At 71.0% G+C, this 25,414-nt stretch carries 27 protein-coding genes, 4 tRNA genes and 1 pseudogene; 8 read left to right on the top strand and 24 right to left on the bottom strand.

Annotated elements, in window-relative coordinates:
• Positions 1–163: 163 nt before the first annotated feature.
• The 3 genes from nusG to J2X68_RS10235 form a co-directional block, all read right to left on the bottom strand.
• Positions 164–1,009 carry a transcription termination/antitermination protein NusG gene (gene nusG / locus J2X68_RS10245; RefSeq protein WP_310432170.1) on the bottom strand — a complete coding sequence of 282 codons (846 nt, stop codon included), beginning with the start codon at positions 1,007–1,009 and terminating at the stop codon, positions 164–166.
• An 80-nt stretch (positions 1,010–1,089) separates the two neighbouring features.
• Complete coding sequence (gene secE / locus J2X68_RS10240; protein WP_062640252.1) at positions 1,090–1,377, bottom strand: preprotein translocase subunit SecE; 288 nt, start codon at positions 1,375–1,377, stop codon at positions 1,090–1,092.
• 113 nt (positions 1,378–1,490) lie between these two features.
• A tRNA-Trp gene (locus J2X68_RS10235) sits at positions 1,491–1,563 on the bottom strand.
• A gap of 216 nt (positions 1,564–1,779) precedes the next feature.
• On the opposite strand from J2X68_RS10235, the gene J2X68_RS10230 reads away from it, so the two are divergent.
• Complete coding sequence (locus tag J2X68_RS10230) at positions 1,780–3,006, top strand: pyridoxal phosphate-dependent aminotransferase (protein WP_310432169.1); 1,227 nt, start codon at positions 1,780–1,782, stop codon at positions 3,004–3,006.
• A 169-nt stretch (positions 3,007–3,175) separates the two neighbouring features.
• Positions 3,176–4,222 (top strand): adenosine deaminase, encoded by a 1,047-nt coding sequence (locus J2X68_RS10225; protein WP_310432168.1) that lies wholly within the window; start codon positions 3,176–3,178, stop codon positions 4,220–4,222.
• Here J2X68_RS10225 and J2X68_RS10220 read toward each other — a convergent pair.
• The 8 genes from J2X68_RS10220 to J2X68_RS10185 form a co-directional block, all read right to left on the bottom strand.
• Positions 4,219–5,274: a UDP-N-acetylmuramate dehydrogenase gene (locus J2X68_RS10220; protein WP_310432167.1), complete on the bottom strand. Its 1,056-nt coding sequence runs from the start codon at positions 5,272–5,274 to the stop codon at positions 4,219–4,221. The genes J2X68_RS10225 and J2X68_RS10220 overlap by 4 nt on opposite strands.
• Before the next feature lie 169 nt (positions 5,275–5,443).
• Entirely contained in the window at positions 5,444–6,892 is a 1,449-nt protein-coding gene (locus tag J2X68_RS10215; protein WP_310432166.1) for a DHA2 family efflux MFS transporter permease subunit, read from the bottom strand.
• 104 nt (positions 6,893–6,996) lie between these two features.
• The gene (locus J2X68_RS10210; protein ID WP_310432165.1) at positions 6,997–7,566 is read right to left on the bottom strand and encodes a TetR/AcrR family transcriptional regulator; all 570 of its coding nucleotides are present in this window, start codon (positions 7,564–7,566) and stop codon (positions 6,997–6,999) included.
• 103 nt (positions 7,567–7,669) lie between these two features.
• Positions 7,670–8,098, bottom strand: a complete 429-nt coding sequence (locus J2X68_RS10205) for a MaoC family dehydratase (protein WP_310432164.1) — start codon at positions 8,096–8,098, stop codon at positions 7,670–7,672.
• Between the two features lie 7 nt (positions 8,099–8,105).
• Positions 8,106–8,588, bottom strand: coding sequence for a MaoC family dehydratase N-terminal domain-containing protein (locus J2X68_RS10200; protein ID WP_310432163.1), 483 nt, complete (start codon positions 8,586–8,588; stop codon positions 8,106–8,108).
• A gap of 135 nt (positions 8,589–8,723) precedes the next feature.
• Positions 8,724–8,888 (bottom strand): 50S ribosomal protein L33, encoded by a 165-nt coding sequence (gene rpmG / locus J2X68_RS10195; RefSeq protein WP_003948671.1) that lies wholly within the window; start codon positions 8,886–8,888, stop codon positions 8,724–8,726.
• Between the two features lie 91 nt (positions 8,889–8,979).
• Positions 8,980–9,052 (bottom strand) — tRNA-Met (locus tag J2X68_RS10190).
• Between the two features lie 46 nt (positions 9,053–9,098).
• Positions 9,099–9,171, bottom strand: a tRNA-Thr gene (locus J2X68_RS10185).
• 271 nt (positions 9,172–9,442) lie between these two features.
• On the opposite strand from J2X68_RS10185, the gene J2X68_RS10180 reads away from it, so the two are divergent.
• Together J2X68_RS10180 and J2X68_RS10175 are read left to right on the top strand one after the other, a co-directional pair.
• On the top strand, positions 9,443–10,711 hold the full coding sequence (locus J2X68_RS10180; RefSeq protein ID WP_310432162.1) for a hydrolase: 1,269 nt from the start codon (positions 9,443–9,445) through the stop codon (positions 10,709–10,711).
• 97 nt (positions 10,712–10,808) lie between these two features.
• On the top strand, positions 10,809–11,465 hold the full coding sequence (locus tag J2X68_RS10175) for an SDR family oxidoreductase (protein ID WP_310432161.1): 657 nt from the start codon (positions 10,809–10,811) through the stop codon (positions 11,463–11,465).
• A gap of 113 nt (positions 11,466–11,578) precedes the next feature.
• On the opposite strand, the gene J2X68_RS10170 is transcribed toward J2X68_RS10175, so the two are convergent.
• On the bottom strand, positions 11,579–11,800 hold the full coding sequence (locus J2X68_RS10170; protein ID WP_310432160.1) for a hypothetical protein: 222 nt from the start codon (positions 11,798–11,800) through the stop codon (positions 11,579–11,581).
• A gap of 98 nt (positions 11,801–11,898) precedes the next feature.
• Between J2X68_RS10170 and J2X68_RS10165 the strand changes: the two genes are divergently transcribed.
• On the top strand, positions 11,899–12,210 hold the full coding sequence (locus tag J2X68_RS10165; RefSeq protein ID WP_310432159.1) for a hypothetical protein: 312 nt from the start codon (positions 11,899–11,901) through the stop codon (positions 12,208–12,210).
• 88 nt (positions 12,211–12,298) lie between these two features.
• Here the strand turns inward: J2X68_RS10165 and J2X68_RS10160 are convergent.
• Positions 12,299–12,380, bottom strand: a tRNA-Tyr gene (locus J2X68_RS10160).
• Between the two features lie 225 nt (positions 12,381–12,605).
• Here J2X68_RS10160 and J2X68_RS10155 point away from each other — a divergent pair.
• Positions 12,606–13,094: a YajQ family cyclic di-GMP-binding protein gene (locus J2X68_RS10155; protein WP_171398885.1), complete on the top strand. Its 489-nt coding sequence runs from the start codon at positions 12,606–12,608 to the stop codon at positions 13,092–13,094.
• Between the two features lie 132 nt (positions 13,095–13,226).
• On the opposite strand, the gene J2X68_RS10150 is transcribed toward J2X68_RS10155, so the two are convergent.
• Positions 13,227–13,493 (bottom strand): GlsB/YeaQ/YmgE family stress response membrane protein, encoded by a 267-nt coding sequence (locus tag J2X68_RS10150; protein ID WP_020132690.1) that lies wholly within the window; start codon positions 13,491–13,493, stop codon positions 13,227–13,229.
• Between the two features lie 210 nt (positions 13,494–13,703).
• Between J2X68_RS10150 and J2X68_RS10145 the strand changes: the two genes are divergently transcribed.
• Positions 13,704–14,966 carry an APC family permease gene (locus J2X68_RS10145; RefSeq protein WP_310432158.1) on the top strand — a complete coding sequence of 421 codons (1,263 nt, stop codon included), beginning with the start codon at positions 13,704–13,706 and terminating at the stop codon, positions 14,964–14,966.
• 164 nt (positions 14,967–15,130) lie between these two features.
• Here the strand turns inward: J2X68_RS10145 and J2X68_RS10140 are convergent, their stop codons facing one another.
• From J2X68_RS10140 to J2X68_RS10095, 10 genes are all read right to left on the bottom strand, one after another.
• Entirely contained in the window at positions 15,131–15,703 is a 573-nt protein-coding gene (locus tag J2X68_RS10140) for an SMI1/KNR4 family protein (protein ID WP_310432157.1), read from the bottom strand.
• A 145-nt stretch (positions 15,704–15,848) separates the two neighbouring features.
• Positions 15,849–16,241, bottom strand: coding sequence for a YccF domain-containing protein (locus tag J2X68_RS10135; RefSeq protein WP_310432156.1), 393 nt, complete (start codon positions 16,239–16,241; stop codon positions 15,849–15,851).
• On the bottom strand, positions 16,238–17,101 hold the full coding sequence (gene htpX / locus J2X68_RS10130; RefSeq protein WP_310432155.1) for a zinc metalloprotease HtpX: 864 nt from the start codon (positions 17,099–17,101) through the stop codon (positions 16,238–16,240). Before htpX ends, J2X68_RS10135 begins: the two co-directional genes overlap by 4 nt.
• Positions 17,102–17,302: 201 nt before the next feature.
• Positions 17,303–18,838 carry an NADH-quinone oxidoreductase subunit N gene (locus J2X68_RS10125; RefSeq protein ID WP_310432154.1) on the bottom strand — a complete coding sequence of 512 codons (1,536 nt, stop codon included), beginning with the start codon at positions 18,836–18,838 and terminating at the stop codon, positions 17,303–17,305.
• Positions 18,835–20,433: an NADH-quinone oxidoreductase subunit M gene (locus J2X68_RS10120; protein WP_310432153.1), complete on the bottom strand. Its 1,599-nt coding sequence runs from the start codon at positions 20,431–20,433 to the stop codon at positions 18,835–18,837. Before J2X68_RS10120 ends, J2X68_RS10125 begins: the two co-directional genes overlap by 4 nt.
• A 6-nt stretch (positions 20,434–20,439) precedes the next feature.
• Positions 20,440–22,434: an NADH-quinone oxidoreductase subunit L gene (locus J2X68_RS10115; RefSeq protein ID WP_310432152.1), complete on the bottom strand. Its 1,995-nt coding sequence runs from the start codon at positions 22,432–22,434 to the stop codon at positions 20,440–20,442.
• A complete protein-coding gene (gene nuoK, locus J2X68_RS10110) occupies positions 22,431–22,826 on the bottom strand; it encodes an NADH-quinone oxidoreductase subunit NuoK (protein WP_310432151.1) in 396 nt (131 codons plus the stop codon). Before nuoK ends, J2X68_RS10115 begins: the two co-directional genes overlap by 4 nt.
• Positions 22,826–23,485, bottom strand: a complete 660-nt coding sequence (locus tag J2X68_RS10105) for an NADH-quinone oxidoreductase subunit J (RefSeq protein ID WP_310432150.1) — start codon at positions 23,483–23,485, stop codon at positions 22,826–22,828. The genes nuoK and J2X68_RS10105 overlap by 1 nt, the downstream gene beginning before the upstream one ends.
• Entirely contained in the window at positions 23,482–24,090 is a 609-nt protein-coding gene (locus J2X68_RS10100; RefSeq protein WP_310432149.1) for an NADH-quinone oxidoreductase subunit I, read from the bottom strand. Before J2X68_RS10100 ends, J2X68_RS10105 begins: the two co-directional genes overlap by 4 nt.
• The gene (locus J2X68_RS10095; protein ID WP_310432148.1) at positions 24,090–25,058 is read right to left on the bottom strand and encodes a complex I subunit 1 family protein; all 969 of its coding nucleotides are present in this window, start codon (positions 25,056–25,058) and stop codon (positions 24,090–24,092) included. The genes J2X68_RS10100 and J2X68_RS10095 overlap by 1 nt, the downstream gene beginning before the upstream one ends.
• A 39-nt stretch (positions 25,059–25,097) precedes the next feature.
• Between J2X68_RS10095 and J2X68_RS10090 the strand changes: the two are divergent.
• Positions 25,098–25,414 (top strand): annotated as a pseudogene (locus tag J2X68_RS10090) (hypothetical protein); the annotation flags it as partial.

Below are 25,414 nucleotides of genomic sequence, written 5' to 3'. Positions count from 1 at the left end.
CTCTCCGGGTCCTAGTGAGAGTTTTCAGCCTCATTCCGGATGATCCGGATGGAGGCATACCGCACAACGATAACGGGTATCCATGCGCGGCCAAAAACCGAGCAGGTCAGACCGGCTGCGAAAGCCTGTCTGACCTGATCGGAGGCTTGTGCTCCAGAGGACGCTAGTTCTTCTGGATCTGGTCGAAGCTCAGCTCGACCGGGGTCTCGCGGCCGAAGATCTCGACGAGGCCCTTGACCTTCTTCGAGTCGGCGTTGATCTCGTTGATCGTGGCCTGGAGCGTGGCGAACGGGCCGTCGGTGACGGTGACCGAGTCGCCCACCTCGAAGTCCAGCACCTGGACCTCGACCTTGCGGGCCGGAGCCGGCTTGCCCTCGGCCTCGGCGGCCTCACGGGCGGCCTTCTCCTCCGCCTCCGGGGCGAGCATCTTGACGATCTCGTCCAGGGTCAGCGGGTACGGGTCGTACGCGTTGCCCACGAAGCCGGTGACGCCGGGGGTGTTGCGGACGACGCCCCAGGACTCGTTCGTCAGGTCCATGCGCACCAGCACGTAGCCGGGGAGCTTGTTCTGACGGATGGTCTTGCGGTCGCCGTTCTTGATCTGGACGACCTCTTCCTGCGGCACCTCGGCCGCGAAGATGTAGTCCTCGACGTTCAGCGAGACGGCGCGCTGCTCCAGGTTGGTCTTCACGCGGTTCTCGTAGCCGGCGTACGTGTGGATGACGTACCACTCGCCGGGGAGGGTGCGCAGCTCCTCGCGCAGGGCGACGACGGGGTCGACGGGCTCGGCCGGCTCTTCTTCCTCGGCCTCGTCGACGACGTCCTCGGCCTCGACGTCCTCGTCGGCTTCCTCGCCCTCGACGTGGAGTGCGGCTTCCTCCGCGGGTTCGCCCGCTTCGGCCTCGGCAGCCTCGAACTCGTCCACCTCGTCCGCGCCCTCGACGATGTCGAGCTCGTCGTCCACGGACTCTTCCGGCTCGATGGCGTCGTTCAGGTTCTGGTCAGACACGGTGGCTGCTTCTTCCTGGATACATAGGGGTGGAACATGCGAAAGGGGCGCCGGATACCTCGGCGCCCTTCGCTCTAGGCTCAGCCAAAGACGTACTTGGCGGCGTGGCTGAGTCCATAGTCAATCACGGTCACCAGGCCGATCATGATGACGACGAAGACGATCACCACGGTCGTGTACGTCGTCAGCTGGCTCCGCGTGGGCCATACGACCTTGCGGAGCTCGGCGACGATCTGGCGATAGAAGAGCGCGAGACGCTTCAGCGGGCCCTTCTTGGCGCGCTTGCCGCCCTTGCGGGTCTTCTTCTGCGCCTCAGGCACCTCGTCCTGGGCATCAGGCGTGTCGATGGAGCCCACGGCGTCCGCCATTCGTCCTCACCTGTTCCCGGGTCGTGGCCGTGCCGCGCCCGGTCTGAGCCGCACGGCGATGCATTGCTGTACGTACATGCGCTGCGCACACATCCTGGTGACGGAGTGTGTAGCAGGGCCGGAGGGACTTGAACCCCCAACCGCTGGTTTTGGAGACCAGTGCTCTACCAATTGAGCTACGACCCTTTGTGTGTTCCCCAACGTACCGCATCCGACCGGGTGCTCGGTGTGCACCTGTTGGGGCGCGGCTGTCGAAGGCCAACGACGTGTGAGTGTACGTGGTCTTGAGCGCCTCGTCGAACGGAAAGCGGCCTTGATCGGAATCACTCTGATGTTCAGTCGGCTGACCAGTCCGTGAAACCCGTGTGCCGGGCCGGTTTCCGGTCTGAAACCATGGGTGCCATGAGCGCTGCAACCCCTCCCACCGAGCGCCGGGTCTCCGCCCGCGTCGGCGCGATCTCCGAGTCCGCCACCCTTGCCGTGGACGCCAAGGCCAAGGCCCTGAAGGCCGCCGGGCGTCCGGTGATCGGCTTCGGCGCGGGCGAGCCCGACTTCCCGACCCCGGACTACGTCGTCGAGGCGGCCGTCGAGGCCTGCAAGAACCCCAAGTACCACCGCTACACGCCGGCCGGTGGTCTCCCCGAGCTGAAGACCGCGATCGCCGCGAAGACGCTGCGTGACTCGGGCTACGAGGTGGACGCCTCGCAGATCCTGGTCACCAACGGCGGCAAGCAGGCGATCTACAACGCCTTCGCGGCGATCCTCGACCCGGGCGACGAGGTCATCGTCCCGGCGCCGTACTGGACGACGTACCCCGAGTCCATCCGGCTGGCCGGCGGTGTCCCGGTGGAGGTCGTCGCCGACGAGACGACCGGCTACCGGGTCTCCGTCGAGCAGCTGGAGGCGGCCCGCACGGAGAACACGAAGGTCGTGCTCTTCGTCTCCCCGTCCAACCCGACCGGCGCCGTGTACAACGCCGAGGACGCCGAGGCGATCGGCCGCTGGGCCGTCGAGCACGGCCTGTGGGTGATGACGGACGAGATCTACGAGCACCTCGTCTACGGCGACGCGAAGTTCACCTCGCTGCCGGGGATCCTGCCGGAGCTGCGCGACAAGTGCATCGTGGTCAACGGCGTCGCGAAGACGTACGCGATGACCGGCTGGCGGGTGGGCTGGATCATCGGCCCGAAGGACGTCGTCAAGGCCGCCACGAACCTCCAGTCGCACGCCACCTCGAACGTCTCCAACGTGGCGCAGATCGCCGCGCTGGCCGCCGTCTCCGGCGACCTGTCGGCCGTCGAGAAGATGCGCGAGGCCTTCGACCGGCGGCGCAGGACGATCGTGCGGATGCTGAACGAGATCGACGGCGTCCTGTGCCCGGAGCCCGAGGGCGCGTTCTACGCGTACCCCTCCGTCAAGGCGCTGCTCGGCAAGGAGATCCGCGGCAAGCGTCCGCAGGACTCGGTCGAGCTGGCCGCGCTCATCCTGGAGGAGGCCGAGGTCGCGGTCGTCCCAGGTGAGGCCTTCGGCACGCCGGGCTACCTGCGGCTGTCGTACGCGCTGGGCGACGAGGACCTCGTCGAGGGCGTGAGCCGCATCCAGAAGCTGCTGGCGGAGGCCAGGGACTGACGTCCCCGTCCTCACGCGCGCGTGGCGGGCCGCCTTCCCCCGGGGAGGCGGCCCGCTTCTTCGTGTCCGCGCTCCTCACGCCCGCGTGCTCTTCGTGTCTGCGTGCGAGCAAGACCACGATCGGGGAAAGCGCTACCGGGAGGACGGGAAGGTACGGCAGGATCCTGGAATGGAGCGTGTACGTGATGTCTCTGAGCTGCCGAAAGCCCATCTGCACCTGCACTTCACCGGGTCGATGCGGGCCACCACCGTGCTGGAACTGGCCGACAAGTACGGCGTGCACCTGCCGGACGCGCTGAACGAGGCGCTGACCAGCGGGGAGCCACCCAGGCTGCGGGCCACGGACGAACGGGGCTGGTTCCGCTTCCAGCGCCTGTACGACGCGGCCCGCTCGTGCGTGCGCGAACCGGAGGACATCCGGCGGCTGGTGCGGGAGGCCGCCGAGGAGGACCTGAAGGACGGCTCCGGCTGGCTGGAGATCCAGGTGGACCCGACGTCGTACGCGCCCCGGCTGGGCGGTCTGATCCCGGCGCTGGAGATCATTCTGGACGCGGTGGAGACCGCCTCGCGCGACACCGGGCTCGGCATCCGGGTCCTGGTCGCGGCCAACCGGATGAAGCACCCGCTGGACGCCCGGACCCTGGCCCGGCTGGCCGTGCGGTACGCGGACCGGGGCGTGGTCGGTTTCGGACTGTCGAACGACGAACGCAGGGGCATGGCGAGGGACTTCGACCGGGCCTTCGCCATCGCCCGGGAGGGCGGGCTGCTGTCCGCCCCGCACGGCGGCGAGTTGACCGGTCCCGCGTCCGTGCGCGACTGCCTGGACGACCTGGACGCGACCCGGCTGGGGCACGGGGTGCGGGCGGCCGAAGATCCGCGGCTGCTGAAGCGGCTCGCCGACCGGGGCGTGACCTGCGAGGTGTGCCCGGCGTCGAACGTGGCGCTGGGTGTGTACGAGAAGCCGGAGGACGTTCCGCTGCGGACGCTCTTCGAGGCCGGGGTGCCGATGGCCCTGGGCGCCGACGACCCGCTGCTGTTCGGCTCGCGCCTGGCGGCCCAGTACGACATCGCCCGCCGCCACCACGCCTTCACGGACGAGGAGTTGGCGGAGCTGGCCCGGCAGTCGGTACGGGGCTCGGCTGCGCCGGACGACGTCAGGGCGAAGCTTCTGGCGGGCGTGGACGACTGGCTGGCCGCCGAGCCGTCGGCCGGCTAGAGCCCGGCGCCCACCATCACCGGCTCGTTGACCAGCGTGACCCCGAAGGCCTCGCGCACCCCGGCCACGACCTCACGGGCCAGCGCCAGCAGGTCCTCCGTGGTGGCGGCGCCGCGGTTGGTGAGGGCGAGGGTGTGCTTGGTGGAGATGCGGGCGGGCCCGCTGCCGTACCCCTTGGTGAAGCCCGCCTTGTCGATCAGCCAGGCCGCGGAGGTCTTGGTGTGCCCCGGGCCCGCCGGGTACGCGGGCGGCTCCGCGCCGTCGCCCAGCCGCTCCCGCACGCGCGCGTGGAACGCGGCGAAGTCGGCGTCGGTGAGGATCGGGTTGGTGAAGAAGGAACCGGCCGACCAGGTGTCGTGGTCCTCCGGGTCGAGGACCATGCCCTTCCCGGCGCGGAGCTTCAGCACGGTCTCGCGGGCCTCGGCGAGCGGCACCCGGTCCCCGGGCTCGACGCCCAGCGCGCGTGCCGTCTCGGCGTACTTCAGGGGCGCCGACAGCCCGTCCGCGTCCTCGAGCCCGAAGCGGACGCGCAGGACGACATAGCGCTCGGGGTCGGCCTTGAAGCGGCTGTGCCGGTAGGAGAAGGCGCACTCCTCGTTGGTGAGGGTGACCGTCTCGCCCGCCCGGCGGTCGTAGGCGATCACCTCGGTGATCGTCGTGGAGACCTCCTGGCCGTACGCCCCCACGTTCTGGATCGGGGTCGCGCCCGCCGAACCGGGGATGCCGGCCAGGCACTCGACGCCGGCCAGCCCGGCTTCCACCGTGCGGGCGACGGCGTCGGTCCAGATCTCGCCCGCGGCCAGCTCCAGCCGTGTCCCGACGAGTTCGCAGCCGCGCGTGGCGATGCGCAGGGCGGTGCCCTCGAAGCCCTTGTCGCCGATGACGAGGTTCGAGCCGCCGCCGACGATCAGCAGCGGCGTGCCGTCGGCGTCGGCCTCGCGCACGGCGGCGATCACCTCGGCGTCGGTCGTCGCGGTCACCAGCCTGGTGGCGGGACCGCCCAGCCGGAAGGTGGTCAGCGGGGCGAGCGGGGCATCGTGGAGTTCCTGCACGCGCCCAGCCTACGAGACACCACCGACAGCCCCGTCCGCCCATGCCCCCGGCGGACCGGTCCGCCCGCCTCCGCCCGGTCGTCACGCGCGCGTGTACGGCCCCGCCGGGGTGGACGGGGCCGTACGCGCGCGTGCCGGACGGGTCGGGGCATGTGCCGCGCCGTGTGTCTCAGCGGGCGGCGGGTTCCAGCAGCTGAGCGGCTTCGGAGCCGGTCCCGGAGTCCGTCGCGTCGAGGTCCGCCCGGCGTCGGGCGGGTATCAGCAGGGCGGCGAACCCGGCGAGGGCCACCACGGCCGACCCGGTGACCAGCGCGGGCCGCAGTCCGTCGACGAAGCTCCGGCCGGACTCGTAGCCGCCCTGCGCCGCGAAGATCGACGACATGATCGCGATGCCGAGGGCCCCGCCGACCTCCCGCAGCGCGTTGTTGGCGCCGGAGGCGATGCCCTGCTCCTGCGGCCGGACGCTGGACATCACCAGGGCGGAGGCAGGGGCGAAGAACAGCGCCATGCCGATGCCGCTGACGATCAGACCGGGAAGCTGGACGGCGTAGGAGGCGTCGACGGTCGCCACGGCGGCCATCCAGCCGAGACCCACGGCCTGGAGGAAGAGCCCGGTGGCGACGACCGGCCGGCCTCCGACACGGTCGGAGAGGATGCCGGCGATCGGCGCGACGAGCATCGGCATGCCGGTCCACGGCAGCATCCGCAGACCCGCCTCGGTGGGCGAGTAGCCGAGGACGCCCTGCATGTACTGGCTGAGCAGGAAGATCGAGCCGAACATCCCGAGGAACATCAGCAGGCTCGCCGCGTTGATCCCGGCGAAGGCGCGGGACCGGAAGAGCCGCATGGGCAGCATCGGGTTCTTGGCCCGCAGCCCGTGCAGGACGAACCCGACGAGCAGGACGGCGCCCGCGAACAGTCCGGTCAGCACGAGCGGGCTGGTCCAGCCGTCGGCCGGTCCGCGCACCAGGCCGTAGACGAGCCCGAAGAGGCCGCCGCTGGCGAGCAGGGTGCCGGGGAAGTCGAGCGGGGCGCCGGTGCCGTAGGACTCGGCGAGGCGCAGCCGGGCGAGCGGCAGCAGGGCGAGGCCCAGCGGAACGTTCAGCCAGAAGATCCAGTGCCAGGAGACGTGTTCGGTGAGGCTGCCGCCGATGAGCGGCCCGGAGGCGACCGCGAGTCCGTTGACCGCGCCCCAGATGCCGTAGGCCATGCCGCGCTTGGCGGCGGGCACCGCGGCCGTGAGGAGGGTGAGCGTCAACGGCATCATGACGGCCGCGCCGACGCCCTGGACCGCGCGGGCGGCGATGAGGGAGTCGATGCCGGGGGCCATGGCCGCGGCGGCGGAGGCGGCGGTGAAGACGGTGAGCCCGGCGAGGAACATCCGCCGGCGACCGAACCGGTCACCGAGCGCCGCGCCGAACATGAGCAGCACGGCGAAGGTGAGCGTGTAGGCGCTCACGGTCCATTCGAGGTCGCCCAGTCCGCCGCCGAGGTCCTCGCGGATGGACGGCAGGGCGGTGGTGACGACGAGGTTGTCGAGGGCCGCCATGAACCCGGCGACGCTGGTGATGACGAGGGCCCAGACGGCTCCCCCGCGACGTGCGGTCTGCTCTGACATCGCTCCCCCAGCGGGTGATCGAACTTCGGTTAGTTATGGATGACTAACTTTCGCGCCCAAAAAAGGGCGCCCATCGGTCGCGTGGGCGAACCGCGCCGCCCGCGTTACTTCTCCAGCCGGCCCTTGAACCGGGCGGACGGATACAGCCCGTCCCAGACCCGGTGGTCGGGCGGAAAACCCATGGCCACCAGGCAGTTGACGAGCATGCCGTACGCCATGAAGGTCGTCGTCTCGTTCACGTCGGCGCCGAGGGGCACATGGACGATGTCCCAGAGCCGCATCCACCCGGCACGGACGGCCTCCCCGAACCCGTGGTCGCCCTCCGCCTCGGCGGCGGCCACCGCGACATACATCTGCATCTGCAGCATCAGCCGTTCGGGCTGCTCCTCGATGACCTTGATGTACGCGTTCGCCATGGCGTGCAGGGCCTCTTCGCCCTCCAGCCCCCTGGCCGCCTCCTCGAACGTGCGGACGGTCTCCTCCATGCAGCGCTCGGAGGCCGCGAGGAAGATCGCCTTCTTGCCCGCGAAGAGCCGGAAGAGATAAGGCTGCGAGACACCCACCCGCTTGGCGATCGCCTCGGTGGACGTGCCGTGATAGCCGCCGCGGGCGAACTCGCTCGTCGCCGCGCGGATGACGCTCTCACGCCTCTCGTCTGCGCTCATCCTGACCATGCGGCAAAGTTAGTGCTCAATCACTAACTATGTCAAGGCCCGCCCACGCGTAAGGGACGCCCTCCTCTGGAGAGCGCCCCTTACCTCGCGTGCCGCCTCGCGGTCAGGCCAGTCGTACGACCGCCCGGGACATCCCGAGGACCTTCTGCCCGCCGCTGGTCACCGTCAGGTCGACCCGCACGGTGTTGTCGTCGAGCTTGGCGCCCACCTTGCCGGCGACCTCGATCACGGCGCCCTGGTCATCGTTCGGGACGACGACGGGCTTGGTGAAGCGGACGCCGTAGTCGACGACCGCGCCCGGGTCGCCGGTCCAGTCGGTGACGACGCGGATCGCCTCGGCCATGGTGAACATGCCGTGCGCGATGACGTCCGGCAGACCCACCTCCTTGGCGAACCGCTCGTTCCAGTGGATGGGGTTGAAGTCCCCTGAGGCGCCCGCGTACTGCACCAGCGTGGCGCGGTTCACAGGGAAGGACCGGGCCGGCAGCTCGGTGCCGACCTCGACGTCGTCGTAAGCGATCTTCGCCGTCATCGGTTCCTCACACCTTCCCGTCCGTGGCGGCCGCGGTCTCCGCCGGTTCCGCCGCGCGGGCGACGAGCTTGGTCCAGGCGGTCACGACGTGCTCACCGCTCTCGTCGTGGACCTCGCCCCGGATGTCCAGGATGTCGTTGCCGGCCATGGACTTGACCGCCTCGATGGTCGAGGTGACCGTGAGCCGGTCCCCGGCCCGCACCGGCCGCCGGTAGGCGAACTTCTGGTCGCCGTGCACCACCCGGCTGTAGTCGAGGCCCAGCTGAGGGTCCTGGACGACCTGCCCCGCCGCCTTGAAGGTGATCGAGAACACGAAGGTCGGCGGCGCGATCACATCGGCGTACCCGAGCGCCTTGGCGGCGTCCGGGTCGGTGTACGCCGGGTGGGCGTCGCCCACGGCCTCGGCGAACTCGCGGATCTTCTCCCGACCGACCTCATAGGGATCGGTGGGCGGGTAGGTCCGCCCGACGAAGGACTGGTCGAGCGCCATGGCCTCGGCACCTCCTGGTTGCTCTGCTGCTTGTCGCTGTACCGGTCAGTGTCGCTCTACTGGCCGGTACCGGTCGCTCAACGACGCGAGGCCGCCCCCGATCACTCGGGGACGGCCTCGCATACGAGCCTGAAACTATCGCGTTTCGCGGTGCGCGGTGTGCGCGTTGCAACGCGGGCAGTGCTTCTTCATCTCCAGTCGGTCCGGGTTGTTACGCCGGTTCTTCTTGGTGATGTAGTTCCGCTCCTTGCACTCCACGCAGGCCAGCGTGATCTTCGGGCGGACGTCGGTGGCAGCCACAGGAGTGCTCCTTGACGAACGGATGGGACGAGATATAACGCATGAAAGAGTAGCCGATCGAAGGACCGACCCCACAATCGGCTACTGTCAGTAGCGGTGACCGGACTTGAACCGGTGACACAGCGATTATGAGCCGCTTGCTCTACCGACTGAGCTACACCGCTTTGATGGGATCAGGTCCCGCCTTGCGACGGGAACCTCACCCACCAGAGCCCCAATACGGAATCGAACCGTAGACCTTCTCCTTACCATGGAGACGCTCTACCGACTGAGCTATTGGGGCGAGCGATGAAGACATTACACGGTCCGCAGCCGTTCACCCAAATCCGTTTCCCGAGGCCTCTGCGGACCGCCCCGAGGGCCGATTCCCCGAGGTCCCGGCGACCCCACGGGCCCCTCCCGCACGCCGGACCACACCGGTACGACTATTGCGCTCCTCCCCGCTCGCGCCGAAACCCCGTCCTAGGCTCGACTCACTCTGCGTGATCTTGCGTCCCCGCGACCGTGCGTCACCCGCGTCCCCGCGCAGTCCCGAGCCGAGCCCCTGGAGCGCGATGCCCGACAGCCAGCCGCAGCCGCCCCCTTGGCCGTCGTCCTCGTCCGGCGTCCCGGGAGGCGTGCCGGACCCCGCCGCCCTCCTGCTGTCCGGCGCGCGCCTGGCGGACGGCCGCACCGTGGACGTACGGCTGGGCCGCGGGCGCATCGAGGCGGTCGGCACGGCGGGCAGCCTGACCACCGGCCCCGGCCGCGGCGGGACGCGCGTGGACCTCGGCGGCTACCTCCTGCTCCCCGCCCCCGCCGAACCGCACGCGCACGCCGACACCGCGCTCACCGCCGACGCCGACGGCCCGGTCTCGTACGCCCCCGAGGACGTCCAGCGCCGCGCCACGGAGGCGGTACTGCTGCAGCTGGGCCACGGCGCGACGGCGCTGCGCGCCCACGTGCACGTGGGCGACGTCCAGGGCCTCGGCGCGCTGGCCGCCGTCCTGCAGGCCCGGCGTTCCCTGCGCGGCCTCGCCGAACTGACGGCGGTGGCGATGCCCCGGGTGCTGACCGGGGCGGCCGGGGCGGACGGACTCGCGATGCTGCGGGACGCGGTGAAGATGGGTGCCTCCGTGGTGGGCGGCTGCCCGGACCTGGACCCCGACCCGACGGGCTACGTGGAGACCGTCCTGGAGGTCGCCTCCGAGCACGGTTGCCCCGTCGACCTGCACACCGACGCCGCCGACCCGGCCCGCCTCGCCCGCCTCGCCGCGATGGCCGGCGGCCTGCGCCCCGGCGTCACCCTGAGTCCCTGCGGCGGCCTCGACGACCTCCCGGCCGAGACGGCCACCCGCACCGCCGACCAACTCGCCGCCGCCGGCGTGACGGTGGTCTGCCTCCCCCAGGGCGGCTGCGGCGCCGTCGACCACCGGGAGGTGGCGCCCGTACGGCTGTTGCGCGCGGCCGGTGTGCGGATCGCGGCGGGCAGCGGGGCGTTGCGGGACGTCTGCAACCCGGTCGGCCGCGGCGACCCCCTGGAGGCGGCCTACCTGCTCGCCTCACGCCACGGTCTGCGCGCCGAGGACGCCTACGACGCCGTGAGCACGTCCGCGCGGGCCGCGCTGGGCCTCCCCGAGGTCCGCGTGGAGGCGGGGTTCCCGGCCGACCTCCTGGCCGTCCGCGGGGACCGGCTGGCAGGCGCCCTGTCCCTGGCGTACAGCAGGATCGTGATCCACCAGGGCCGCGTGGTGGCCCGCACGAGCGCGGTCCGCGAGTACCGCAACTCGACGGCCGCCCCGGAGTGGGGCCTGCCGAGGCAGGGACGGGGACAACTGTCGTAGGACGGCGGGGACCGGCCGGGGAGTTGAGCCGGGATCGGGCCGGGCCCCGGGCGGAGTCGTGCGGCGGATGCCGGGGTCCGGGCGTACGGTCGGAAGCATGCGCATTGTCATCGCTGGTGGTCATGGTCAGATCGCGCTGCGGCTGGAGCGTCTGCTCGCCGCGCGCGGGGACGAGGTCGCGGGGATCATCCGCAAGGCGGAACAGGGCGACGACCTGAGAGCGGCCGGCGCCGAACCGATCGTCCTGGACCTGGAGTCGGCGTCCGTCGAGGCCGTCGCGGAGCGGCTGCGGGGCGCGGACGCGGCGGTGTTCGCGGCGGGCGCCGGCCCGGGCAGCGGAGTGGACCGCAAGCACACCGTGGACAAGGGAGCGGCGGTCCTGTTCGCGGACGCGGCGGTCCGGGCGGGCGTACGGCGCCTCGTCCTCGTGTCGTCCATGGGCGCGGACCCCGGCCACCGGGGTGACGAGGTCTTCGACGTCTACCTGCGCGCCAAGGGCGAAGCGGACGCGTACGTGCAGGGACTGGACTCCCTCGACTGGACGATCCTGCGCCCCGGCTCGCTGACGGACGACCCCGGCACCGGCCTGGTCCGGCTGGAGGCCCGCACGGGCCGCGGCACCGTTCCACGCGACGACGTGGCCGCCGTGCTGGCCGAACTGCTGGACACCCCGGCGACGTCCGGCCTCACCCTGGAGCTCATCAGCGGCTCGGTCCCGGTCCCGGTGGCGGTCAAGGCGCTGGCGGGGAACTGACGCGGTCCGGAGCACGTTCACGGAGCGGCTGCGGGGCGCGGCCCGGGGGACGGTCACAGAGCGGCTGCGGGGCGCGGCCCGGGGGTGCGAGGGGCCCGGCGGCGGAAGGCGCCCTAGAAGAGGGGCAGCTGCCCGGGAAAGTCCGGGACCACATAGCCGTCCAACGACGGCTGGGCCGCGCCCAGTTGCGCCGCGCTGCGCGAGCCGGGGCAGGAGACGAGGTCCCCGGTCCCGCGCGCCCCCGGCGGGTCGTGCCGGGCGAACCGTCCGGCGACGACGGCGATCTCGCGACGGCAGACGGGGCAGGTTCTACGACGGCTGGACGCGGTGGACATGGGATCAGTCTGCCCCAGTGGGCCACGCGGGTACCCCGTGCCGGGACGCGCCCCGCTCGCCGCGCGGAAGTGCGAGCACGTCCCTAGCATCCGTACACGTGGCACATACCTTCGAGGAACTCGTGGAGAAGCAACGCGCGGCCGACGAGGCACACGCGAGGGTCGAGGCGCTGCGGGACACGTACGGCGCACCCACGGCCACCCCCTGGCCGGACATCCAGACCGACACCTACGAAACCGCCTGGCGCGCCTGGCGCGACCTCGCCCGCGACGTACAGGCCGCGGTGACCGAGCACGCCAAGGACGAGAACAGACCACGCAACGATGTCGAGGCAGAGGTGAAGAGAGCGGCGAAGACACCCCCGCCGCGGGCCTCCGAGCCCCCGGAAGACCCCGCCGAAGGGAAGTGAAGCCCGCTGCCGCCCAGACCGTCGCCGCCAACGAAGAAACCCCTCCGCTCTGCGTTTCCGCAGTACGGAGGGGTTCCCTCTCTCAGCGTGGCGGCGCCAGGATTCGAACCTGGGAAGGCTGAGCCGGCAGATTTACAGTCTGCTCCCTTTGGCCGCTCGGGCACACCGCCGGGTTTGCCGCCGGTTCGAACCGCTTTTCGGCGGTGCTCCCTGGCAACGACGTAAACGATACCCGATGCCCAGGGGTGCTTCGCCACCTGATTCCTCGCCGCCCGGAGGGAGCGGGGTGGCTAGGCTTGTGCGGATGCGGCCCGGCATCCCACCGGGCTCGGCGGTCGCCCCCACGCACGCCGATACGCACCCGACAAGCACCCCGATACAAGGAGCCACAGGACATGGCCGACTCCAGTTTCGACATCGTCTCGAAGGTCGAGCGGCAGGAGGTCGACAACGCCCTCAACCAGGCCGGCAAGGAGATCTCGCAGCGTTACGACTTCAAGGGCGTCGGCGCCTCGATCTCGTGGTCCGGTGACAAGATCCTCATGGAGGCGAACTCGGAGGACCGCGTGAACGCCGTCCTCGACGTCTTCCAGTCCAAGCTGATCAAGCGCGGGATCTCCCTCAAGGCGCTGGACGCGGGCGAGCCCCAGCTCTCCGGCAAGGAGTACAAGCTCTTCGCGGAGATCAAGGAGGGCATCTCCCAGGAGAACGCGAAGAAGGTCGCGAAGCTCATCCGCGACGAGGGCCCCAAGGGCGTGAAGGCCCAGGTGCAGGGCGAGGAACTGCGTGTCAGCTCCAAGAGCCGCGACGACCTCCAGACCGTCATCAACCTGCTCAAGGGCCAGGACTTCGACTTCGCTCTCCAGTTCGTGAACTACCGGTAGTCGACCGGCCGGTCACGAGCCGGACAGACGCGAGCCGGACCGAGTCGAGCCGAGTCGAACCGGACAGCTGTGAGCAAGGGTGGGCGCCCGTCCGGCACCCACCCTTCTCGGCCGGTCCCCTGGGGGCGGCGCTCAGTCGCGTGAGTTGCCGAACAGCAGGCGGTAGACGATCAGCAGCACCAGCGAACCGCCGATCGCCGCCGCCCAGGTCGCCCCGTCGTAGAAGTCCTTGGTGATGGGGTGGTCCAGCCAGCGGGCCGATATCCAGCCGCCGATGAACGCGCCGGCGACGCCGATGAGGGTCGTGCCGATGAAACCGCCCGGGTCGCGGCCCGGCAGCAGAACCTTGGCGATGACTCCGGCCAACAACCCCAGGATGATCCAGCTGATGATGCTCATGTCCTGAACCTGCCCTTCCGTGCTGTGCCCGCGCTGTCGGGGCACTGTGATGTAGCTCGCTCCGGACGGGCGGTGCTCGTTTCCGTCGCACCCCGCGCCCCGCGTCGCACGCGGGCTCGTGCCGTCGTGTCGTGTCGTGTTCGTGTCGTGTTGCTGGGGACGACGTCACCGCGGCACCCGGTGGTTCCGCCGATCAGTAGGGTGCGGCCCATGACACAGTCCGGATCGCGCGCCGAACTGCGGCGGACGCTGGGCCTGGGCGACGCCGTGCTCATCGGGCTCGGCTCGATGATCGGCGCCGGCGTCTTCGCCGCGCTCGCCCCCGCCGCGCGGGCCGCGGGCTCCGGGCTGCTCCTCGGACTCGCGCTCGCCGCGCTGGTCGCCTACTGCAACGCCATGTCCTCGGCGCGACTCGCCGCCCTGTATCCGGCCTCGGGCGGCACGTACGTGTACGGGCGTGAGCGGCTCTGCGTGTTCTGGGGGTATCTGGCGGGCTGGTCGTTCGTGGTCGGCAAGACGGCCTCCTGTGCGGCGATGGCTCTGACGGTAGGTGCGTACGTCTGGCCGGCGCAGGCGCACGCGGTGGCGGTCGCGGCCGTGGTGGCGCTGACCGCGGTGAACTACGGCGGCCTCCAGAAGTCGGCCTGGCTGACCCGGGCGATCGTGGCGGTGGTGCTGGCGGTCCTCGCTTCCGTGGTGGCGGTGTGCCTGGGGTCCGGCGCCTCCGACGAGGGGCGGCTGGACGTGGGGGCCTCCGGGGGTGTCGGCGGGGTGCTGACGGCCGCCGGGCTGCTGTTCTTCGCCTTCGCCGGGTACGCCCGCATCGCGACCCTGGGCGAGGAGGTGCGTGACCCGGCCCGCACCATCCCCCGCGCGATCCCGCTGGCCCTCGGGATCACTCTGGTCGTGTACGCGTGCGTGACGGTCGCCGTCCTTTCGGTGCTGGGGTCGGGTGGTCTCGGACGGGCGGGGGCCCCGTTGGCCGACGCGGTGCGGGCGGCGGGGGTGCCCGGGCTGGTGCCGGTCGTACGGGTCGGGGCGGCGGTCGCGGCGCTGGGCTCGCTCCTCGCGCTCATCCTGGGCGTCTCGCGCACGACGCTGGCCATGGCCCGGGACCGGCACCTGCCCGGCGCCCTGGCCGCCGTGCATCCGCGCTTCCAGGTGCCGCACCGGGCTGAACTCACCGTGGGTGCGGTGGTCGCGGTCCTGGCCGCCACGGTGGACGTCCGGGGCGCTATCGGCTTCTCCTCCTTCGGCGTGCTGGCGTACTACGCGGTGGCCAACGCGTCGGCCTGGACGCTCGATCCGGCTCCGGCGAAGCGGCTGCTGCCCGCGGTGGGGCTCCTGGGCTGCGTGGTGCTCGCGTTCGCGCTGCCGAGGACCTCGGTGATCGTCGGGGCGGGGGTACTGGCGGTGGGCGCGCTCGCCTACGGGGTACGGCGGCGCCGGGCGGGCGGCGCGCGGCAGCCGTAGGCCGACGGACACCCGGGCGCGGTCGGCTGACGCCGGGTGAGGGACGGCAGACGGCAGGCGACGGACGACGGACGACGGGCCGCGAACGACGGAGGACGAACGACGGCGGGGGCGCCGGCAGGGGCGGGCAGCGGTGCCCGGGCAAGGGTGCGTGCCTGGACGCCCTACGGCGTCGTCGACCCGGTCGTCGATGTGCGTATGCGGAACTCGGTCCAGGGGGCCAGTTTCAGGTCATCGCCCAGGGTGTCGTACCAGCCCGTGCCGTCGAGCCAGGTGTGCAGCCAGGCCGTGAGGCTGGGGGCGTCCATGAACCAGGCGTGGTCGGGGTCGCCGGGGTTCGGTTCGAAGAGCAGGACCGTCGCCTGCGGGGAGAGACAGTCCACGCAGGCGTACATCGCGCAGCCCCGGTGGGATATCGGCAGGACGCCCTCGGGCCAGGGCCAGTCGGGGTCTTCGCGACCGCTTTCCCGCTGGGCGAGGTACTGGGCGACGGCGGCGGGTTCACCGGCCGGAGAGCTGTCGAGGAGGGGCAGCAGGCCGTATTCAGGGCCGAATCCGCCGTCCCCTGTACGCAGGTAGAGGGCGGCGAGCAACGACGGCAGGCGGAAGCCGAGCGCGGCCTCGGCACGGGCCACGGTGGCCGCGTCCACGGGGTCGGGGAGGGAAGGCCGACCCCGGGGGCGGGTGGTGGCCGCCTTGGCCGCCACCCTTGCCCACAACTGCTCGTTCTCGGTCATGCGTTCATGATGCAAGCCGCCGCTGACAACCGGGCCGGCCTGTGGACAACCCGCGGCCTGTGGACAACCGGCGCGATCGGCCGTCGGAGGGCGGTAGCCCGGTCCCTGACGGGCCGTGGACCGCGAGCGGATCGGGTCCGGCCCGTCAGCGCGCCGCGAACGGCTGGTCCGTGGGCACGATTTCGCGGCCCAGCGGGAACAGCGATACCGGAATCAGCTTGAAGTTCGCGATGCCGAACGGGATGCCGATGATGGTCACGCAGAGGAGGAGGCCTGTGACGATGTGCCCGATGGCCAGCCACCAGCCGGCGAGGACCAGCCACAGCACGTTGCCGAGGCAGGAGGGCGCGCCCGCGTCGCGGCGCTCGATCGTCGTGTAGCCGAAGGGCCAGAGGGCGTAGACGCCGATACGAAAGGCGGCGATGCCAAAGGGAATGCCGATGATCGTGATGCAGAGCAGCGCTCCCGCCGCCAGGTAGGCGAGGAACAGCCAGAATCCGCTCAGGATCAGCCAGATGACGTTCAGGATGGTCTTCACTGGTGGCGACCTGCCATTTTCTCGAGCCGGGCGATGCGGTCCGCCATCGGCGGGTGCGTCGAGAACATCTTGGAGAGTCCCTGGCCCGGGCGGAAGGGATTCGCGATCATCATGTGACTCGCGGTCTCGATGCGGGGCTCCGGGGGCAGTGGAAGCTGCTTGGTGCCCGTCTCCAGTTTGCGCAGCGCGCTCGCGAGGGCCAGCGGGTCGCCGGTGAGCTGGGCGCCCGAGGCGTCCGCCTCGTACTCCCGGGAGCGGCTGATGGCGAGTTGGATGACGCTGGCGGCGAGCGGGCCGAGAATCATGATCAGGAGCATGCCGAGGATGCCCGGGCCGTCGTCGTCGTCCGAGCGGCCGATCGGGATCAGCCAGGCGAAGTTGACCAGGAACATGATCACGGAGGCGAGCGCGCCCGCGACCGAGGAGATGAGGATGTCCCGGTTGTAGACGTGGCTGAGCTCGTGGCCGATGACGCCGCGCAGTTCGCGCTCGTCGAGGAGACGCAGGATGCCCTCCGTGCAGCACACGGCGGCGTTGCGCGGGTTGCGGCCGGTGGCGAAGGCGTTGGGCGCCTCCGTCGGGGAGATGTACAGGCGGGGCATGGGCTGGCGGGCCTGGGTGGAGAGCTCGCGGACCATCCGGTACAGGGCGGGGGCCTCGAACTCGCTCACCGGGCGGGCGCGCATCGCGCGTAGCGCCAGTTTGTCGCTGTTCCAGTAAGCGTACGCGTTGGTGCCGAGCGCGATCAGGACGGCCACGACCAGCCCCATGCGGCCGAAGAAGCTGCCGATGACGATGATGAGTGCGGACAGTCCCCCGAGGAGTACTGCGGTCCTGAGCCCGTTGTGCCGGCGGTGCACGGTACGCCCTCCAAGTCGTGCAGCAGGGGAACCCTTTGCTTGCGGATCTTGCTCTGTCCGGTGGCACTGTGCCGTGGTGTCACATCCAGTGCACCTTCCCGTACTGGTCAACGCCAGGCGGGAGGCACTAGTTCCCTTGTGCCTGCGGGCACGGGTGTGGGCCGTCCGGGTGAGGACGGGGGCCTGCGCGCGCGTGCGGGCTCAGAAGAGGCCGGTGTCGGTGAAGCGCAGGACCAGCTGGGGTGCTCCGGAGAGGACGATGCCGAGGACCGCGGTGAGGGCGATCGCGGCGGTGAGCGGGGCGGGGACGTGGTGCTTCTCGGGCTCGCCTTCGGGGGCGCGGAAGAGCAGGGCCGTCCACTGGAGGTAGTAGTACAGGGCGATCACCACGTTGACGGCCATGACGACCGCGAGCCAGCCGAGGCCCGCGTCGACGGCTGCCGAGAAGACGGTGACCTTCGCGAAGAGACCGATGATGCCGGGCGGCAGTCCGGCGAGGCAGAGCAGGAAGAAGGCCAGGATCAGGGCCGCCGCCGGGTTCTTCGCGTAGAGGCCCCGGTAGTCCGTGATCCGGTTCGTCGCGCTGCTGCGGCCCACCAGGGCGGCCACCGCGAAGGCGCCCAGGTTCACGGCGGCGTACATGAGGGCGTAGGCGACGGTGGAGCCGATGGCGTGCTCGGCGTCGTCGGAGTACGCGGCGGCGGCGATCGGTACGAGGAGGTAGCCGGCCTGGCCCACGGAGGACCAGGCGAGCAGGCGTACGGCGCTGTACGCGCGCGTGGCTTGCTGCCGGAGGGCGCCGACGTTGCCGACGGTCATGGTGAGCGCGGCCAGCACGGCCAGCGCGGGGCCCCAGACGTCGGCGTAGGACGGGAAGCCGATGACGGTGACGAGGATGAGGCCGGAGAAGCCGACCGCCTTGCCGACGACCGACAGGTAGGCGGCGATGGGCAGGGGGGCGCCGACGTAGGTGTCGGGGACCCAGAAGTGGAAGGGGACGGCGGCCGTCTTGAAGGCGAAGCCGATCAGGGTGAGGACCACGCCGGTCTGGGCCAGGGTGTCCAGCCGGCCGTCGACATGCTGGATGCGGTCGGCCACCTGGGTGAGATAGAGGGTCCCGGTCGTCGCGTACACGAAGCTGATGCCCAGGAGGCTGACGGTGGTCGCGGTGACGGACGACAGGAAGAACTTCAGTGCCGCCTCGGAGGACCTGCGGTCGCCGTGCCGGATGCCGACCAGGGCGAAGGCGGGCAGGGAGGCGACCTCTAGGGCGACGACGAGGGTGGCGAGGTCGCGGGAGGCGGGCAGCAGGGCGGCACCGGCGGCGGAGGACAGCAGCAGGAACCAGAACTCCCCCTCGGGGAGCCGCCCGCGCGCGTCCTTCAGGGCGGTGACCGACAGCAGCGCCGCCAGGAGCGCTCCCCCGAGCACCAGGAACTGGATGACCAGGGTGAAGCGGTCGGCCGTGTAGCTGCACACGTGTGTGTCGCCGGTCAGGCAGAAGGTGGAGCGGTCGCCGTCCAGGAGGGGCAGGAGGAGGGCCGTGGAGGCGGCGAGTCCCGCGACCGACAGCCAGCCGAGGAGCGGCTTGCGGGCGTCGCCGACGAAGAGGTCGGCGACGAGGACGACGAGGGCGACGACCGCCGCGAGGGTGGGCGGTGCGATGGCCGTCCAGTCGACGGACTGGACCAAGGGCGCGGCCAGGGGCTGGAACACGGGCTGGGCCAGGGAGCTCATCGGGTGCCTCCTGCGAGGAGCTGCTGCACGGCCGGGTCGGTCAGCCCGAGGAGGGCCTTCGGCCACAGACCGGCGACGACGGTGAGGGCGACGAGCGGGGCCCAGGCCGCGAACTCGTAGGTCTGCACGTCGGAGAGGCGCGGAGCGTCCTGGGGGACGACGCCCATGCAGACGCGGCGGACCACGGCGAGCAGGTACGCGGCCGTCAGCAGGGTGCCGAACGCGGCGATCGCCGTGAAGGTGAGGAAGGCGGGGCGGCTGAGGTCGGCGGCGGGGTCGAAGGCGCCGAACAGGGCCAGCATCTCGCCCCAGAAACCGGCGAGGCCCGGCAGGCCCAGCGAGGCGACGGCGGCGAAGGCGAGGAGGCCGCCCAGGCGGGGCGTCCTGCCGTACAGCGCGGCGCCGGTCTGCTCGGCGAGGGTGTCCAGGTCGGTGGTGCCGGTGCGGTCCTTCAGCGCTCCGACCAGGAAGAAGAGCAGGCCCGTGATGAGGCCGTGGGCGATGTTGGCGAACAGGGCGCCGTTCACGCCGGTCGGGGTCATGGTCGCGATGCCGAGCAGGACGAAACCCATGTGCCCGACGGAGGAGTAGGCGATGAGGCGCTTGAGGTCGCCCTTCGCGCCCCGCTTGGCGAGGGCCAGACAGGCCAGGGACCCGTAGATGATCCCGACGACGGCGAAAGCGGCGAGGTAGGGCGCGAAGGTGCGGAAGCCGTCCGGCGCGACGGGCAGCAGGATCCGGACGAACCCGTACGTGCCCATCTTCAGCAGCACGCCCGCCAGCAGGACCGAACCGACGGTCGGGGCCGCGGTGTGGGCGTCGGGCAGCCAGCTGTGCAGCGGCCACATCGGAGTCTTGACGGCGAGCCCGATCCCGATCGCGAGAACGGCGATGACCTGCACGGACGTGGTGAGCGACCGGCCGTTGTCAGTGGCGAGTGCCACCATGTCGAAGGTGCCCGCCTTGATGCCGATCAGGAGCAGGCCGAGCAGCATGACCACGGATCCGAGCAGCGTGAACAGGATGAACTTCCAGGCGGCCTGGGTCCGGCCCGCGCCGCCCCAGCGCGCGATGAGGAAGTACATCGGGACGAGGACCATCTCGAAGGCGAGGAAGAACAGCAGCAGGTCGAGGACGGCGAAGGCCGCGAGGGTGCCGGACTCCAGGACGAGGACGAGCGCGACGAAGGCCTTCGGGGACGGGTCCGCGGTCTGCGAGGCCGGCGGCTGCTGTTGCCGCCTGAAGTAGGAGTACACCGCGCAGAGGAAGGTCAGCAGCGCGGTCAGGACCAGCAGGGGGAGGGAGATGCCGTCGATGCCGAGGTGGATGCGCACGTCGAGTGCGGGGATCCAGCTGATGTCCGTGGTGGCCTGCATCTTCGACGGATGGTCATGGTCGAAGCCGAGCGCGAGGACGATCGCGGCGATGAGGATCGCGCCGGTCACGGTCATGCCGTGGCGGAGCACGGCCTGCTCGGGTGACTTCCCCTTCAGTCCCGGCGGAGCAGGCAGTAGAGCGGTGACGGCGCCCAGGAGCGGGCCGACCACGATGAATGCAAGAAGGAACTGCATCACGGACTCGTTGATACCGATCACGCCCGCTCACGCTCCCGAAGCGACGAGAAGGGCGGCGACCGCCAGGACGACGGTGCCGGCGAGCAGCGCGCTCACATAGGTCTGGACGTTGCCGGTCTGGGCGCGCCGTACGGCGGCCCCCAGCCAGCGGGGCAGGGCGCCCGCGCCGCGTACGTAGGTGTCGACGACCTCGTGGTCGAGGAACCGGACGAGACGCGCGCCGGCCTGGACCGGGCGGACGAACAGTGCCTGGTACACGGCGTCGAGGTGGAAGCCGACGGCCGCGTGGCGGTGCAGCGGACCGAGCAGAAGCCGTCCGGGGTCCGCCGGGTCGGGGGCGAAGGCCACGTCTCCGTAGGCGGGCGCGTGTGTCGCGATGGCCTCGGCCTCGACGCGTCCCGCGTCGCCCTCGGGGTGGGCGGCGACCGCGCCCAGCGGCACGCGGGCGGCGAGTCCGGCGCGATGGCGCCAGGCGGCGTAGGTGACGAGCCCGCCGGCCAGGGCCACGCCCGTGCCGAGCACGGAGGTGACGAGGGTCGGGGCGAGGTCGTTGCCGTCGAACCAGTCGGGGAGGGTGCGGTAGGCGAGCCCGCCGAGGGCCAGGGACGGGACGGCCAGGACCCACAGCACGACGGTCATGGTCAGGGGCTGGCGGCCGTGGTCGGGAGCCTCGGCGCCCCGGCCCTGGAAGGTCAGCAGCCACAGGCGGGTCGCGTAGGCCGCCGTGAGGAGGGCGGTGACCAGACCGGCGACGAGGACGATCCAGCCCGCGGCGCCGGGCGCGTGCTCGGTGTGGCCCGCGGTGATGTGCTCGGCGGCGCCGAGCACCGACTCCTTGGAGAAGAAGCCGCTGAACGGGGGGATCGCGGCGAGCGCGAGAAGCGCCACGGTCATTGTCCAGAAGGCGTCGGGGACGCGCTCGCGCAGGTGGCTCATGCGGGACATGGCGGCCAGCGAGTTGGTGCCGGCGGCGTGGATGATCACGCCGGCCGCGAGGAACAGCAGTGCCTTGAACGCGCCGTGCGACAGGAGGTGGAAGACGGCGGCGCCGCGGTCGCCGACGGCGAGGGCGCCGGTCATGTAGCCGAGCTGGCCGATCGTCGAGTAGGCGAGGACGCGCTTGATGTCGTCCTGCGCGAGGGCGGCCAGGCCCGAGCCGAGCATGGTGACGGCGGCCATCGCGGCGAGGGTCACCATCGCGGCCGAGGACGCCTCGAAGACCGGAAGGAGGCGGGCGATGAAGTAGACGCCGGCGGCGACCATCGTGGCGGCGTGGATGAGCGCGGAGACGGGCGTGGGGCCCGCCATCGCGTCCGGGAGCCAGGTGTGCAGGGGGAACTGCGCGGACTTGCCGGCCACGCCCGCGAGGAGCAGCAGGGCGATGACCGTCGGGTGGTCGAGTCCGCCGTGGGCGACGGTGTCGAGGACCTTCGTGATCCGGAAGGACCCGGCGTCGGTGGCCAGGGCGAACAGGCCGATGAGAAAGGGGACGTCACCGAGTTTGGTGACGAGGAAGGCCTTGATGGAGGCGGCGCGGGCCTCCGGGGTCTCCCAGTAGTGGCCGACCAGGAAGTAGGAGCAGATGCCCATGACCTCCCAGCCCACCAGCAGCACGATCAGGTCGCCGGAGTAGACGACCAGGAACATCGCGGAGGTGAAGAGGGAGACGAGCGCGGCGTAGGAGGGGTAGCGCGGGTCATCGCGGAGGTAGCCGGTCGAGTAGATCTGCACGCAGGTGGCGACGAGGCCGACCACGAGGGCGACGAGGGCGGCGAAGCCGTCGATGTAAAGCGCCAGTTCGATCGGGATCGAGCCGGTGGGGGTGAGTTCGGTGGCCGCCGTGATCGAGGCGTCGCCGCCCTGGCGTACGGCGACGATCGCGGCCAGTACGAGGGCGGCGAGGGTCGGCAGGACGGCGAGCGGGCGTACGAAGCCGGGAGCGGTCCGGCCGAGGAGCAGTCCGGCGGCCGCGCCCAGGAACGGGAGGAGGGGGACGAGGACGGCGAGGGTGGTCGTGGTCACGCGGTGGCCTCAGCCTTCTCGGCGGCCGTTCCGGTCGCGGGGGTGTCGCTGTCGGGGCCGTCGGGGCTCTCGTGGCCTTCGGCGGTGTCGCGGAGACGGTCGATGTCCGCGGTGCCCCGGTTGCGGTGGACGGCGAGGACGATCGCCAGACCGATGCCGATCTCGGCGGCGGCGATGGCGATGGTGAACAGGGTGAGCGCCTGGCCGGAGTGCAGGGTCTCCTCGGCGGTCCTGCTGAGCCAGACGTCGAAGGCGACCAGGTTGAGGTTGACGGCGTTGAGCATCAGCTCGACGGACATCAGGACGAGGATCGCGTTGCGGCGGGCCAGGACGCCGTACAGGCCGGTGCAGAAGAGCAGGGCGGACAGGACGGCGGGATAGGCGAGGTGCATCAGCGGGTGCCTTCCTGCTCGGCCGGGTTCTCGCGGGCGTCCGGCACAGAAAGGGAACTCTCTGTGACTGATCGGGAACTCTTGGTGGCGGGCCGGGAGTTCACGGGGGGAGAGCTCGACTCCGCCTTCGCCTTGCGGGACAGGACGATCGCGCCGACCAGTGCCGCGAGGAGAAGGACGGAGAGCGCCTCGAAAGGCAGGACCCAGTTCTGGAAGAGGCTCGCGCCGGTGACCTCGGTGGAGCTGGCGACCGGACCGTCCAGATCGATCCAGGTGGCACGGAAGGCGTCGACGACCACCCAGACGAGCGCGGCGGCCGCGGCGACGGCCACCGTGAGAGCGGCCCAGCGGTTGCCGGAGTCCGCGTCCGGGGAGCGGCCGATGGGGGCCTTGGTGAGCATCAGACCGAAGAGGAGGAGCACGACGACGGAACCGACGTAGATGAGGACCTGCACCCAGGCGATGAACTCGGCGGTGAGCAGGAGGTACTCGACGGCGAGGCCGCCGAGGGCGACCACGAGCCAGAGGGCGGCGTGCACCAGTTGCCTGGTGGTCACGGTGACGAGGGCAGCGCCGAAGGTGACGAGTCCGACGAGCAGGAAGGCGATCTCGACGCCGGTCGGGGAGAGAAAGCCGTGGGGTGCCTGAGCGAGGGTCACGATTCTCCTCCCCGGGGTGACTTCGGCTCGGGTGCCTGGGGCGCGTTCGGCTCGGGTGTCCGAGGAGCGTTCGACTCGGCCTGGGCCGCCGCCAGCTTCTCGGCCGTCTTGCGGGCGGCCGCGATCTCCTTCGGCTCCTCGGCGGCGGGGTCGAGGGCGGGTGGGGCCGGGACGGTCCACATCCACTCGCGGAGCTTGTCGCGTTCGTGGGTGAGTTCGTGGATGTCGGTCTCGGCGTACTCGAACTCCGGGGACCAGAACAGGGCGTCGAAAGGACAGACCTCGATGCAGATACCGCAGTACATGCACAGGGCGAAGTCGATGGCGAAGCGGTCGAGGACGTTGCGGCTGCGCTCGCGGCCACCCGGGGCGGCGGGCGGGACCGTCTCCTTGTGGGAGTCGATGTAGATGCACCAGTCGGGGCACTCACGGGCGCAGAGCATGCAGACCGTGCAGTTCTCCTCGAACAGGCCGATGACGCCGCGGGTGCGGGGCGGGAGTTCGGGCTGCGCGTCCGGGTACTGCTCGGTGACGGTCTTCCGCGTCATCGTGCGGAGGGTGACGGCGAGGCCCTTGGCGAGGCCGCTGCCGGGGATGGGGGCCATTACCGGATCACCACCTTGACGATGCCGGTGAGGGCGATCTGAGCGAGGGAGAGAGGGACGAGGAGGGTCCAGGCGAACTTCTGGAGCTGGTCCTCGCGCAGGCGGGGGTAGGTGACGCGGAGCCAGATCACGACGAAGGCGAGGACGGCCGCCTTGAGCAGGGTCCAGACCCAGCCGAGGCCTTCGGCGCCCCAGGGGCCGTGCCAGCCGCCCAGGAAGAGGACGGTGGTCAGCCCGCACAGGACGACGATCCCGGCGTACTCGGCGAGGAGGAAGAGGGCGAAGCGCAGGCCGGTGTACTCGGTGTACGCGCCGAAGATGATCTCCGAGTCGGCGACGGGCATGTCGAAGGGGGGCCGCTGCAGTTCGGCGAGACCGGCGACGAAGAAGACGAACGCGCCGGTGATCTGCCAGGGCAGCCACCACCACTCGAAGGCGTCGACGATGCCGGGCAGGGAGACCGTGCCGGCCGCCATCGCCACCGAGGCGGCGGTGAGCAGCATCGGGAGTTCATAGGCGAGGAGCTGGGCGGCGGTGCGCAGGCCGCCGAGAAGGGAGAACTTGTTGGCGCTGGCCCAGCCGGCCATGAGGGAGCCGAGCACGCCGATGCCCATCACCGCGAGCACGAAGAAGATGCCCGCGTCCACGACCTGGCCGACGGCGCCTTCTCCCGGGCCGATGGGGATGGCGAGGAGGACCACGAGGTACGGGAGGAGGGCTACGGCCGGCGCGAGCTGGAAGATACGGCGGTCCGCGCCCGCGGGGACGATGTCCTCCTTCTGGGCGAACTTGACGCCGTCCGCGACGAGCTGGGCCCAGCCGTGGAAACCGCCCGCGTACATGGGCCCCAGGCGGCCCTGCATATGGGCCATCACCTTGTGCTCGGTCTGACCCACGATGAGGGGGAAGGTGAGGAAGACGACGAAGACGACCAGGAGTCGCAGGGCGACGTCGAGAGCGTCGTTCACTGCGGGCCTCCTGTGGGGTTCTCGGGAGCGGGGGGTTCCGTGCCGTCGGCACGGCGGGACTCGCCGCGGTGGGGCGAGGGCTTCTGGTTCGGTTCCGGGGCCTGGGCCGACTCCGGCTTCGGCTCGTGGTCCGGCCTGGACTCCGGGACTGCGTCCGGTTCCGGAGTCGAACCCGGCTTCTGGGCCGAGGCGGGTGCCTGGACCGGCTCCGGTTTCTGGTCCGGTTCCGGTGCCTGGACCGGCTCCGGGGCCTGGACCGGCTCCGGGGCCTGGGCCGACTCCGGCTTCGGCTCGTGGTCCGGCCTGGACTCCGGGACTGCGTCCGGTTCCGGAGTCGAACCCGGCTTCTGGGCCGA

It is taken from the genome of Streptomyces sp. 3330 (assembly GCF_031456635.1).
Taxonomy (GTDB): Bacteria; Actinomycetota; Actinomycetes; order Streptomycetales; family Streptomycetaceae; genus Streptomyces.
Note: the sequence above shows the minus strand (reverse complement) of the source record. Positions and strands in the feature narration are given on the sequence as shown.